This window comes from Bacteroides fluxus YIT 12057, assembly GCF_000195635.1.
GTDB lineage: Bacteria > Bacteroidota > Bacteroidia > Bacteroidales > Bacteroidaceae > Bacteroides > Bacteroides fluxus.
The window spans coordinates 1-12,358 of the sequence record NZ_GL882615.1; the positions used below are offsets into that span (position 1 = coordinate 1).

A 12,358-nucleotide genomic window follows, 5' to 3' on the forward strand; every position below is an offset into this window, starting at 1 on the left:
TTAATTGATACACTTTCCAAGTTCTTTTAGAACTCTACTTATAAAAGTATAATATCCGCTGCAAATATAATAATATTTTCATTATCTAAACATATTTAATGAAAATGTTTTCTAATCAATTCGCATATACTGTTTATGTATAAATAGATGTCTCTCCTAATTTCCATTTTATTCACATTGATAAATTATATTTATGTAAGTGGTTGGCTTATGACAAACTTACGTTAAAATCAATAAAAGAATATATAGAGCCATGGATGTAGCAGAATAAATATATTTTCCGGTAGAACGATGGATATCTTTCTATGTCTCAATCGATGTTTACTATCCTTCTTGGTTTTCTTTTAAGAGAAATATACACGTCAAGTATAGTTCTAAAAGAACTTGGAAAGTGTATCAATTAACCTTATTATTAATGTAAAAAACACAATTATGCTAAAACAATTTAGTTCAGCCTGCCTAACGTTGTTAATTATGGGAGCCTCTACGGGAGTTGTCGGTGCTGCTGTTGCCTCACATGCAACAGGCATCAAAGTGATACAACAGAATGATGTATGCAAAGGTGCTGTGGTGGATCAGAACGGTGAACCTGTGATCGGTGCATCTGTAGTAGTAAAAGGGACAACTAATGGTACTATTACCGGTTTGGATGGTGATTTCTCACTCAACAATGTCAACAAGGGGGATGTCATTCTGATTTCTTTCATCGGATACATTTCTGAAGAGACTATATGGAACGGCGCTCCTATAACAGTGATTTTAAAGGAAGACACGCAAACTTTGGATGAAGTCGTGATAGTAGGATTCGGCTCACAGAAGAAAGCCAATCTGACCGGTTCAGTATCGCAGGTGAAAATGGACGAAGTGCTGGGAGATCGTCCCGTGACCAACGTAAAAAATGCATTGCAAGGTTCCATGCCGGGACTTACCGTAAGCGGTGGCTCCTCACCCGGTGAGTCTAAAACGTTCAACATCCGTGGTACGGTTTCTATCAACGGCATGAACCCGTTGGTATTGATTGACAATGTTGAAGGTGAGATTGACCTGCTGAATCCTGAAGATATTGAAAGTGTTACCGTGCTGAAGGACGCTGCCTCGTCAGCCATTTATGGGGCGCGTGCTGCGGCAGGCGTCATCCTGGTCACTACCAAGAAAGCCAAGAAAGGGGATAAGTTTTCTCTGAACTACAATGCCAATTTCGGCTTTCAAAGTTCTATCAACAGTCCCAGACAGGCTTCGTTGGATGAGTATTTGAGAGCTTACCAGGCAGCAGGTTTTTCTGAGACATACTATGCAGGAAATGGCTCAGTGTCCAAATGGCGTGAATATCTTGCCGGCTACAAACAAAATCCCGGAGACTATCCTACTGTCGGAGACGGTATCTATATCGGTGAAGACGGTGCACCGTATTACCTTAATGAAAAGGATGTTTATAAAGCATTCCAAGAAACCAGTTTCATGCAGACCCACAATCTTACTGCAACCGGAGGGACGGAGAAGTTACGCTACCGCCTGAGTGCTGGTCTCACAAAAGAGGATGGTCCATTGATTGAAAGCAAGGATACCTATATGCGCAAGAACATTTCTTCTTTCCTCGGTGCCGAGATTACCGACTGGCTGACACAGGAAGCAGACATCCGCTACACCGTGGCTGACCGTTCCCAGCCTCAAGGGTCAGGTGACGGTATCTATGCGATGAACCATATTTCATTCTATCCTTCAGGCATTATGCCCGGTTCAGTAAATACCAGTATAGGTAAGGACCTGCCTCTTATTACTCCGGAAAATCAAATCCGCATCAACAATCCGTGGCTGACCGACACAGACAATGCCCGTGTCTATCTACGTACTATCCTGCGCCCTTTTAAGGGATTGGAGGTTGTAGGAGAATACACTTATGATCGCAAGAACTACCAGGATTCCTATTATCAGAAAAAATGGGAATACACTACAGAACAGCTGGGCTCAAATGTCTCCACCACTTCTGATTATCTGTACCAAAGTGAGGGGCACGTGGATTATAATGCACTGAATATATTTGGAACCTATAGTTTCAATATCAAGGACAACCATGTATTCAAAGTAATGGGTGGGTTCAACCAGGAGCGTAAGCAGAACAAATGGCTGACAGTTGAAGCGCATGACATGATTGCCCCAAGCGCTCCCTCCTTCACCAGTGCCACGGGACAGGTGATTACCAACAATTCTTACGAAGACTATGCTATCCGCGGTGCATTTTATCGTGTCAACTACAGTTATAAGGACCGTTATCTGTTTGAGGCCAACGGACGTTATGACGGTTCCTCCAAGTTTCCCAAGAATGACCGGTTCGGCTTCTTCCCTTCTTTTTCTCTAGGCTGGAACATAGCCAAGGAATCATGGATGGAAAAGATACAGAACTATGTCAGCGAGTTGAAACTCCGCGCCTCATGGGGACAGATCGGTAACCAGAACATAGCCAACTACCAGTATTTCTCTACCATGAAACCGGTAGGCAACAGCAATTATTGGTTGAAAGACGGTGAATTTATAACCTACATCACTGTTCCTGGATTAATTTCTGATTCTTTTACTTGGGAAACCGTTGAGACCCTTGATTTTGGTTTTGATGCTTCATTGCTTAACAACCGTCTGCAAATGACGTTTGACTGGTACCAACGGAGCACTCGTGACATGTTGATTGCCGGCATCCAGTTGCCCGCCGTAGTCGGTACAAGTGCTCCGATGAGAAATGCGGCCGACATGCGTACACGTGGTTGGGAGGTTGCTGTAAACTGGCGGGATCAGATTGGAGATTGGAAGTACAATGTAGGGTTCAATCTCTATGATTATAAATCAAAGATTACCAAATATACCAACAACGAAGATAAAGTTTTCACAAACAATGCTTACTATGAAGGACGTGTCTTGGGAGAAATCTGGGGGTATGTGAGTGACGGTTACTATACCATTGATGATTTTGACGCTCCTGGGTCATGGAAACTGAATGAGGGGGTTCCCTCCATTGAAGGTGTCAATCCCCGTCCGGGTGATGAAAAGTTTGTCAACCTGAATGACGATCGGGGTGAAAATCAGATTAACAGCGGCTTGAACACGGTGAGCAGTCCGGGTGACCAGAAAGTAATCGGAAACAGCACTCCGCGCTATAACTTCGGTGTCAATTTAGGGGTCAGTTACAAGGGATTCTCGTTAAGTGCTATTTTACAGGGAACCGCCAAACGTGACGTATGGATCGGAGGCATGTCTCTTTTTCCATTCGGAGGTAGTGGGAAAGCTTATTATCCCGTATATTATAACCAAACTAATTATTGGGAACCAATGGGAAGCTGTAATGGGCAATATACCGAAAACGACCGTGAATATTGGGTGGCTAAAAACCCGAATGCATCATTGTACCGTATCTACGACAACATGCAGAATGCCGGTTCTAACCAGCGTGTTTCCACCAAGTACCTGCAGAATGGTGCCTATATGCGTCTGAAAAATGTTACTTTGGCATATACTTTCCCGCGCACGCTGGTCAGCAAAATATCACTTTCCGGTCTAAAACTGTTTGTCAGCGCAGAGAATCTGGCAACTATCAGTTCATTGCCGGACGGGTACGACCCGGAACGGCTCAGCTGGGGATATCCCTTTTATCGTACCGTCTCATTCGGCTTTAATGTAACCCTTTAACAAAAATAAAAATAGATTGATCATGAAGAAACTTATCCAATATACAGCTATTGCGGTACTTGCTTTGGGCAACGCCGGTTGCAACGACAGTTTTTTGGACAAAGCTCCTACCACCACCATCAGCGAGGTAACGGCTTTCGATTCTTACCAGACGGTACAAGCCTATATGTGGCCTTGTTACGAAATGTTGTACAATACTACCATTGCGACTTCCCCGAATGGTCACGGATATGCCTCTGTCTATAACGGTGACCGTAACGCCGGCTATCTGTCTAGCCGTGCTGAGGGAGGGTATAACAGTTATGCATTCCAGGCTGTCGGTCCGTCTTCTTCCGGAAACGGTTGGGATTTTGGCTATATCTATCGGATTAATTTTATGCTGAAAGGTCTGGAAAACTCGGCTATGCCCACCAGTGAAAAAGAGCACTGGCAGTCCGTTGGTTATTTTTTCCATTCATTCTGGTACATGGAACTAATTAACCGCTTCGGTGATGTGCCTTGGATTGACAAGGTGCTGAACCCGGATACCGATGAGCCTTATGGACCTCGTACGCCTCGGGACGAGGTCGCAGACAATATCCTGACACGATTGAAATGGGCGGAGGAACATATAGGTGACTTTACCAGCCAGGATGGAAAGAATGCCATTAACAAGGCATGTGTACAGATGGCGTTGTCGCGTTTTGCGCTACGCGAAGGAACCTGGAGGAAGTATCATAAGCTGGGTGACGCTGAAAAATACTTGACAGAATGTGTCCGTGTGTCCAAAGAGCTGATAGAAACCTACCCTGCTCTCTATACAGGAACAGACGGGCAGCCGGCTGCCGGGTATGGAGAGATGTGGACTTCTCCTGATTTGGCCGATGTACCCGGGGTTATACTGTATAGGGAATTCAAAACCAACTACTTGACCTCCATGTTCAATTTCCGTGAGCGCAATGACCAAGCCGTTTACCAACTTTCACAGGATATGGCTGATATGTATTTGACGAAAAACGGCCTCCCTATAGCCAATGCCAACAACACGCAGTATAAAGGGGGAAGCAGGGATATTTATGACATCTTTACCGACCGTGATCCGCGTCTCTACCATACGGTGACCCCACCTTATTCTGTTATAGAAGGAGGCGAGAACAAGCCTGTGGAAAATCCAAATTGTAAATGGGGATACAATACAAAGGATTCCAAATATCGTAAGTTTATAGATATTATGGGAGCTGATGTGACTGTTGCGAATCCGGGCACGGCGGGACAAATGAAACGCTTGCCTATCAGTAACTGGAACGCGGGCAATCTTATCAAAAAAATGCCTAATCTGAGAGGGGATAACGGTCCCTGCAACACTTCCTCCGGATACTATTTATGGAAAAACTACAATTGTTGGGAGTTAAGCAACAACAATTCGTCCATATGCGAATCAGACAAGCCGATCTTTAAAGTGGAAGAAGCTATACTGAATTATGCTGAGGCAGCTTGCGAACTGGGGCAATTTGATCAAGCGGCAGCAGATTTTTCCATCAACAAACTGCGTAAGCGCGCCGGTGTGGCTGATATGACAGTAGCTGATATCGATGCCGGTTTTGATCCGAACCGTGATAAAGGCAACAATCCACACTGGACCGGCAATATGGACGATTATGAAGTACCGCCTCTGTTGTGGGAGATTCGTCGTGAGCGTATCGTGGAGTTGATGGGAGAGGGATTCGGATTCTACGACGTGCGCCGTTGGGCCAAGGCTCCTTATTTTATCAACCGTCAGGAAAAAGGTATGTGGTGGAGCAAAAATGATGAATTATACAATAGGAATACAAATGGCATTTTGAACGAAGCGACCGGGTTGAAGGATGAAACATTGACCGAAGGTTATATCTATGTACAGCCGAGTCCTAAAGTACAAGGCAAGGGTTGGGATGACAAGTATTATCTTTATTGCATTCCTACTGAACAGCTACTGTTAAATAAACAATTGACGCAGAATCCGGGATGGCCTACGGTAAACGAATAAAAGACGGAATATAGATAGGGCTGTTTACATGACGATAGGGAGGTGTGCATTTTGACACACCTCCTTTTTTGTACCATCTTCCCGGCATCAGTAAGATGGTCACTCCCCCGGCTCTCCCAGGCACTCTATTATCGCCTCGTGTTGCAGCGGCGTCAATGCCCGCTGCCGGGGCTTGTAGTGCAGTTCCTCCAGCCGGGTTTGCAGCTCCGGGTTCAGTTGTATCCAGCGGTGCAGCTGTGCCGATGCGCTACGGGTCGTGGAGTTGGGGAAGTAGGCTTGTGCCAGGTCACTCATGTAGATTGCGTTCATAGTGCTTTGCAAATTAAGAATTAATAATGAAAGAATGAAAAGCCGCGCTGCGGCGGCATAAAAAACTACCCGCAAGTAACCGGTCGGCTACTTACGGGTAGTTGGTCATTTACTTGGTAGTAGTTGCCGCGCTACTACGTAGTAGTTTTCTTAGCCCAGCGGGTTGTCGTTCTCGTCACCGTCGGAGCCGCCGCCTCCGGTGTTGCCTCCGCCATCTCGTCCATGGTCACTTCGCCCGCAGCCTGCGCTTTGGCGTAATAGAGTTTTGGGGCGTTCTCAACGCCGGGCTTGGTGCTCATGTGAGCAAGGGAATAGTTTACACTCATTGTTTTTTTAAGTTTAATGATTAATTATTTGCTTGTGTCGTTTCGCGAATTGACACTGCAAAGGTGGTGTAAACAGGCGGAGACAAGTCTGTTTGTGTGCATTTTGGTCTGATAAGTTGCATTAATGTGTATTTATAATTATTTTTGTAGCGGGTAATCAGACAGTTTCAGGGTAATCAGTAAAAGTTTTCGGGATATATGAAGAAAAACCGGTCAAAGATTATAGGTTGCAGCTATGCGCTTCGGGTGAAAGACATCGTGCGCATATACGACGAGTATTCGCGGAGCGGACTGAGCAACCGTGAAATCCTTCGCCGCTACATTTGGCCGAAGTATCATATCTGCGAGAAGACTTTCTACAATATCATCAATGCCAGCGCAGATCCGCGCATCATAGCCCGGCAACAGGAGATGCGGGCACAACTCACTCTTTTCTGACAGCATCCATCACCATACATGTGTAATCGCTGATATCCTCTACCAGTTCTTCGTGGTTGTGGTTGGTGCTGCTTCCCACACGGCGGAACATGTTGAAGTCCGTCTGCCGGTTGCTACCCGCAAAGTTGAACAGGTGATGGTCGATGCGGTCCAACAGGTCGAAGCGGTCCAGGCTTTGCTGCTGATAGAGGCTGCCGTCCCGGGCACTGCCGTCCCACCCATTGATGATATGCAGGCGGATGGTGACTTCGGCACGCTGGACGCCACCGCCAAGGGTATTCCATTTCACAGGTGTAAATTCGATAAAGACGGCGGGAGTGTCGAAAGCTTCTTCCTGTTCGATGAACTCTACTTGCTCGTTCCAGAGGTCGAAGGTGCGGATAACTGGGTTCCCATGCGGGTCTGTGAGTTGTTTCAGCTTCTCGATGATGCTGAGGTAAAGGAATTTTCTCATAATTCTTTGCTGTTAGTTTCTATAATTTCTTGAATGATACGTTCTACTTCGGGGTGCATGCCTATGAATTGGCGTTTGGGGATGACTATCTTGCTGCCTACACGCTTTAGGGCCATGTATTTGTAGAACTTAGCTTCTTCGGTCAGCTCTAGGTTCTTCTTATTGTTGCGCAACTCTCCATTCTTTTTGCGTTGTAGTTTTGGGGAAAGTGGGTCTTTGTCCGGTCGATTGCGTTTACTACCCATGATAAGCAGGTAGCGGTACCAGAAGTATTTTTTCATTCGTCGGGTCACGGTGATGGTACCACCCTCGTTATGAATGGCGGCGTATGGCACACTACTGGTGAAGATAACGCTGTGGTCGGTGGTAGTGGCTTCTTTCTTGATGCTGTGACGTAATTTTCCGCTTTGCGTCAGCAGTCCGCGGCTTTCGTCATCGTTGTGTTTTCTCCGCATCCAAGCTTCGTTGAAGAAGGCTTCACGCTCAAAGTTTCGGTCAAACTCCTCTTCCAAGTCCACTCTAATATCCTTCAGTGTCAACCGGATGAAGCGTTTCACCTTCCGTTCCAGCTCCTTGGTTATGTCTGAATTTTGGGGCATAATGTTTGTTTATTAAAGAATTAACTGTATCTTTGTGATATGAAAGAGAGTGGTTAAAGTACTGGGTTGGATTGCACATCCTTCACTAAAGGCTTTAATCACTCTCTTAGCTTTTCTACAATGGAATAAAATTGTGCTCTTCCATCCTTCAGTTCTCGGATAATGGCATAAGATGGTTCACTTGCTATTTCTATCTTGATATAATGGTATTTCTTGACCATTGGATTTCCTTTTTCTTCAGGACACTCTTTTATATAAGTACCTTCTTTCAGCAGTGAAATAATATCCATTAAGGCCATATTCTTGGCAGAAGGTTTCTTATGAGGCTGGTTCAATGTTTCCTTAATGCCGTTCATGGTAAATTCTACCGGAGATTGAATGCCGCAAATAACAGTTGTCTTTCCTGCCAAGTTCTCTCTTGCCCACTCTCGTATTTCTTTTCTTTGCTCTTGCAAACTTTCTTTGGATTTCTTCATCTCCCTCACCACCTTGCAGGCTGCACATAGCTCATTGTCGGGCACTTTGGCCAGTTTGAGCGTGCCCGGTCTGTCGGAACAGTCCTTGCACCTGCTGATGGTGTAGGGATTGTAGAACGGGAAGCATGCCATCTGCTTGCCGGGATTGAACCGCATCATCTCCTGGTGCTTTCCCGCGGTGGCCTGGCTGCCAGCCAACATCGCCTGGTGTTCGTCACTTTCCGGGTACTTGCCCCGGCGTACTCTTGCCACCGTGCAGCGGCAGTTCCATCCGTTGGGAGGAAAATATTCATCCCAGAATTTGGAAGTGATGGGCAGCGTGACATTATGCAGTGCCCGGTGCACCTCGCGCACCCGTTTGTCGCCTACGGTACGGTATTGCAGCAGGTAGCGGTCCCGGTCTTCATCCGTCCACCAAGATTGCCATTTGGCTGCCATATCGGCGGATGACATGGCGAAATTGTATTCAGCTTTCAGATATAACCGGTTGTATTTCTCGTTCACTGTTTGAACATCCTTTAAAAAACGTTCAAACGGCTTTCGAGTGCCATCGTCATCGAGTAGCGAGGGAAACGTTTCGTTCAGTTCATGAAAAGTCTTGTAACCGGAGAATACGAAATTCGACTCCTTCAGGCGTTGCACGCTGATGTCATCCAGCGGCCGCCGGCGGATAGTGTAATCGACGGCATTATCGAGCACGGCGGCATGGGTGCGAATAAACTGCCGGACCTCTTCGGTAGCCAGCATTTCGGGACTGAACTCCGTTTGTCGGTGCAGCCATGCCATCAATAGGACGAAGCCGGCTTCCACGCTTGCCGTGTCTACATCTGTTTCCTCTTCATCATCGGATGCAAGCGGCATATTACCACCAAAATAAGTGAGCAGCGCCCGGCTGTGCAGCCCTTCGTAATCGGAAGGGCTTAGTCGAAAAAAGGCGCGGCGGGCTTTACCAGTTCCTGCTTCTCTTTATCCTTCCTCTTCTTCGGGTTGCCATTCGGACGGATTTCGGGTACCACCACCGGAGCGGCTTCTTTCTTGCCTATGATGGGCACGTTGTACTTGTCAATAAAATATTTCGGGTCTATCTCGAACTCACCCAGCAGCATTTGTTCGTACTGCACTTGCTGTTCGGGTGTGAAGTCAATGCCCTCGTACCAGTCGAAGCGGTAGCCGCGCAACGGAAATCCGTGCTTTATCATCTTGGGGATGAGCTGGAAATTAACTATATCGCGCAGCATGTCGGCATCGGTACTGATGAGGTTCATCAGCATCTCCTTGTGTACCTCGCTTTGCGAAAGGCTGGCGCCGTTGTCGGTAGTCATGGTTTGCGTCAGCACCCCTTTGGATATTTCGGAATTGGCACGTTCTATGCGTTTATCGAACACATTGTAGGCATCGCCACGGGTGGATTCTTTGATTTCAATCTCCGTACCCTCGGGGAAGAGCGCCCAGCCTGCCGCACCCATCGAGCCGAGCATCTTTTCGATGCGGCTTTGCTCCTTGGCGTCGCGACTGGTGGTTTTACCCACACGGAAGGGGATGCCGAAGATTTCGGAGAACATGTCCCAGAAGGCACAAACATTCTTTTTCGGGATGGTGTGCTGGGCGCACTTCAAGTAAAGTCCCAGGTCGTGGGTGCCGCCTACCTCTACAATCCAGTCGGCCATGTCGGAGTGGCGGTAGTCGAATCCGTTTTGCCAGGTTTCTTGCTGGCGCATAACGAGCACGCCGTATTCGGGTATTACATGCCGGCGCGGAACCAACATCACATTGTTGAAAGCAGGCACGCCATCCACCACGATGATGTCGCCCAACTGGATGAGCGAGTGCCCCAGTTGATGCTGTCCAGTGCCAGGCGCATGAACTCCTTGAACCAGGGCGACTCGAAGATGGCTGGTCAGGTCGGGGTTCTCTTCTCCCGCACGGTTCACGATGCGGAAGCTCTTGTTCATGACATAGCCCTTGCGTTGCCCCACGCAGCCGGTGAGGTGCATATCCACATCCACATCGCCATAAATATCATACAGCGTCACCCGGTTGGGGTACTCCACATTGATGGCTTGCTGCCAGGCGTTGCGCCAGTTGCGCAGGTCTTTCTTGGTGAGCGCTTCGGTTTGCAGTTGCAGTTCTACCGATACTTTGCCAACCCGTCGCCTTTCCCGTGGGTCGGACAGGTTTACTTTACCTATCTTCATCGGGTTTTGTTTCTTATAGTTGTTTGCCATAATCTTACCAGATATAATTGTTCTTTTCGGCCGACCCGTAACGCACGGGGTTGTGGTAGTCCTCTTCTCCTTTGGGACCGGTGAGGGTCGGGATGTCCGGAGTTACGTTTCCTGCCTGTATATCCTTCAGGTACTTCAAGGCTTGTTCGTAGCGCTTTTCCCGGATTTCGTAGCCCATCTTCTGAGTGATGCCCCCGAACTGTTGAAACCCGGGCAGACACGTCCCACCGTTACCAAATGCAGGCTGGTAGAAGTGAGTATGGTGGATATAGGCGGAGACCCGGACGTGCTGATAAACAACACGACGTATCCCATCCCTGTCCAGGACTTGAGCGAAAGTGATATTCCTAGAATCTCCGTTCGGACTTATTGAACGCTATCAATGAAAACAGAAAACTTTACCGGGCCATCGCCCGACTGGACCGCACGGTGGCTCGCGCTACTTCTTGTCGTCACTGGAACGATTGCCCTGTCCACAACGAGCTGCAGAGGTCCGGGGCGGATGACGGCATCCACCCAAGTAAGCGACAGTCTGCAGGACGTAAAAGGATTCGCGCTGATACAGCAACCCGTACCGCCCAGCGTGGCGCAGACCACCTTCCCGACCGGGATGCTGGAAGCGATACCGGTGGGCACAGGCTTTAGCCGGCGCAGCGGGCAGGCGACGGTGAATGTGACGCGGATATCGGAAGATTCAGTAGAAGTGACCGCCACCTGCGACAGCCTGGCACGCCAGGTTATCCTGCTGAAAGAAGAGAACACCCGCATCCGTAACGCACTGCTTGAAAAAGTGGAGGAACCTCCTCCGAAGGTAGTCAATGAACCCACCGGATGGCAATGGTTCCAGATATGTGCGGGAAGAATCGCCCTTTTGATTCTCATTTTAATGCTGATTAAACGCTACTTAAAAAGAAGAAGTGGCGCAGCCAAATTGTAAATCTTAAAATTGTAAATGAATTTATGGCAAACAAGGATATGTAAACGGTAGTGACCTGCTGATGACCATCGGCGAGAAGGCGTGCGGACATTGCACCAGCCATACTACCACCTATACCAGTGAAACGAAAGACCGTGCTGTAAAACCCCTTGCCAGCGAAAAGGCGCCTTATATGAGTGGCAGCTTCATTGTTGCTTCAATAGAAGAAGCGGCGCCGGCAGGCGACGACGCCACCTACAACGCCACCTTCGACAATACCGGATCGGTAGCCATAGACGACACGAAAGTGGACGGAACCGTGGAGGAATAAGCGATGAAGAAGATTCAGGTATATGGAAAAGAGTACCCCATGCGCATGACCATGGGGGCTATGCGCCGCTTCAAGCGTGAGACAGGCACGGACGTAAGCCAAATGGGTACGGACGTGGACCTGATGATCATTTTCCTCTTCTGCTGCGTGGCAAGCGCCTGTAATGCCGACGGGGTGGAATTCCTCCTGGATATCGACACCTTTGCCGACGGTCTGGACATGGCCGTGCTCAACGGCTTTGCCGAAACCCTGCAAGGCGACGGCTCAAAAAAAAAGACGGAGGAGACACCCCCGCCGACATTGACGAACTGATGGGACTAGCCGTGGGGAGTATGGGAATGAGTCTGACCGACTTCTGTAACTGTACTCCCCACGAGTTTTTCTGCATCAGCCGGCATTGGGAGCAGACACAGATGCGCGACCCCTGGGAGCGTGCCCGGTTCCTGGCTTGCTGCGTGTTGCAACCCTATAGCAAGAAGGCGCTGAAGGTGACGGACGTGTGCAGGTTCAGTTGGGACGTGCAAGAGAAACTATCCTTGGCGGTAGAAAGCACCCGGGATCGGTTTGAAGAATTGAAGAAACGGGTGGAAGGATAAGAGGAAAT

Annotated in this window: 14 protein-coding genes and 1 pseudogene; 8 read left to right on the forward strand and 7 right to left on the reverse strand. The window is 48.1% G+C overall.

Annotated features, from left to right (window positions below):
• The first annotated feature begins 474 nt into the window (after positions 1-474).
• Together HMPREF9446_RS04105 and HMPREF9446_RS04110 are read left to right on the forward strand one after the other, a co-directional pair.
• Positions 475-3,675 carry a SusC/RagA family TonB-linked outer membrane protein gene (locus tag HMPREF9446_RS04105; RefSeq protein WP_009124158.1) on the forward strand — a complete coding sequence of 1,067 codons (3,201 nt, stop codon included), beginning with the start codon at positions 475-477 and terminating at the stop codon, positions 3,673-3,675.
• A gap of 22 nt (positions 3,676-3,697) precedes the next feature.
• Positions 3,698-5,680 (forward strand): RagB/SusD family nutrient uptake outer membrane protein, encoded by a 1,983-nt coding sequence (locus HMPREF9446_RS04110; RefSeq protein WP_009124159.1) that lies wholly within the window; start codon positions 3,698-3,700, stop codon positions 5,678-5,680.
• Between the two features lie 99 nt (positions 5,681-5,779).
• On the opposite strand, the gene HMPREF9446_RS04115 is transcribed toward HMPREF9446_RS04110, so the two are convergent.
• Entirely contained in the window at positions 5,780-5,989 is a 210-nt protein-coding gene (locus tag HMPREF9446_RS04115; protein ID WP_009124161.1) for a DUF4248 domain-containing protein, read from the reverse strand.
• 134 nt (positions 5,990-6,123) lie between these two features.
• Entirely contained in the window at positions 6,124-6,315 is a 192-nt protein-coding gene (locus HMPREF9446_RS18940) for a hypothetical protein (RefSeq protein ID WP_009124162.1), read from the reverse strand.
• 198 nt (positions 6,316-6,513) lie between these two features.
• Here HMPREF9446_RS18940 and HMPREF9446_RS04125 point away from each other — a divergent pair, with 198 nt between their 5' ends.
• Positions 6,514-6,753: a hypothetical protein gene (locus HMPREF9446_RS04125; RefSeq protein ID WP_009124163.1), complete on the forward strand. Its 240-nt coding sequence runs from the start codon at positions 6,514-6,516 to the stop codon at positions 6,751-6,753.
• Here the strand turns inward: HMPREF9446_RS04125 and HMPREF9446_RS04130 are convergent.
• The 5 genes from HMPREF9446_RS04130 to HMPREF9446_RS19275 form a co-directional block, all read right to left on the reverse strand.
• Positions 6,740-7,207 carry a hypothetical protein gene (locus HMPREF9446_RS04130; protein ID WP_009124164.1) on the reverse strand — a complete coding sequence of 156 codons (468 nt, stop codon included), beginning with the start codon at positions 7,205-7,207 and terminating at the stop codon, positions 6,740-6,742. The genes HMPREF9446_RS04125 and HMPREF9446_RS04130 overlap by 14 nt on opposite strands.
• The gene (locus tag HMPREF9446_RS04135; protein WP_009124165.1) at positions 7,204-7,806 is read right to left on the reverse strand and encodes a phage virion morphogenesis protein; all 603 of its coding nucleotides are present in this window, start codon (positions 7,804-7,806) and stop codon (positions 7,204-7,206) included. Before HMPREF9446_RS04135 ends, HMPREF9446_RS04130 begins: the two co-directional genes overlap by 4 nt.
• A 98-nt stretch (positions 7,807-7,904) precedes the next feature.
• Complete coding sequence (locus HMPREF9446_RS04140) at positions 7,905-9,143, reverse strand: LPD3 domain-containing protein (protein WP_009124166.1); 1,239 nt, start codon at positions 9,141-9,143, stop codon at positions 7,905-7,907.
• 59 nt (positions 9,144-9,202) lie between these two features.
• Positions 9,203-10,507 carry a phage portal protein family protein gene (locus HMPREF9446_RS04145; protein WP_009124167.1) on the reverse strand — a complete coding sequence of 435 codons (1,305 nt, stop codon included), beginning with the start codon at positions 10,505-10,507 and terminating at the stop codon, positions 9,203-9,205.
• 4 nt (positions 10,508-10,511) lie between these two features.
• Complete coding sequence (locus HMPREF9446_RS19275; protein ID WP_262360185.1) at positions 10,512-10,646, reverse strand: hypothetical protein; 135 nt, start codon at positions 10,644-10,646, stop codon at positions 10,512-10,514.
• Positions 10,647-10,649: 3 nt separating this feature from the next.
• On the opposite strand from HMPREF9446_RS19275, the pseudogene HMPREF9446_RS18120 reads away from it, so the two are divergent.
• From HMPREF9446_RS18120 to HMPREF9446_RS04170, 5 genes and pseudogenes are all read left to right on the forward strand, one after another.
• A pseudogene (locus HMPREF9446_RS18120) lies at positions 10,650-10,853 on the forward strand (hypothetical protein); the annotation flags it as partial.
• Between the two features lie 156 nt (positions 10,854-11,009).
• On the forward strand, positions 11,010-11,444 hold the full coding sequence (locus HMPREF9446_RS04155) for a hypothetical protein (protein WP_245532240.1): 435 nt from the start codon (positions 11,010-11,012) through the stop codon (positions 11,442-11,444).
• Between the two features lie 61 nt (positions 11,445-11,505).
• Positions 11,506-11,754 carry a hypothetical protein gene (locus HMPREF9446_RS04160; RefSeq protein ID WP_009124170.1) on the forward strand — a complete coding sequence of 83 codons (249 nt, stop codon included), beginning with the start codon at positions 11,506-11,508 and terminating at the stop codon, positions 11,752-11,754.
• A 3-nt stretch (positions 11,755-11,757) separates the two neighbouring features.
• Positions 11,758-12,066 (forward strand): hypothetical protein, encoded by a 309-nt coding sequence (locus HMPREF9446_RS04165; RefSeq protein ID WP_009124171.1) that lies wholly within the window; start codon positions 11,758-11,760, stop codon positions 12,064-12,066.
• Positions 12,066-12,350, forward strand: a complete 285-nt coding sequence (locus tag HMPREF9446_RS04170) for a hypothetical protein (RefSeq protein WP_009124172.1) — start codon at positions 12,066-12,068, stop codon at positions 12,348-12,350. The genes HMPREF9446_RS04165 and HMPREF9446_RS04170 overlap by 1 nt, the downstream gene beginning before the upstream one ends.
• Positions 12,351-12,358 lie beyond the last annotated feature (8 nt).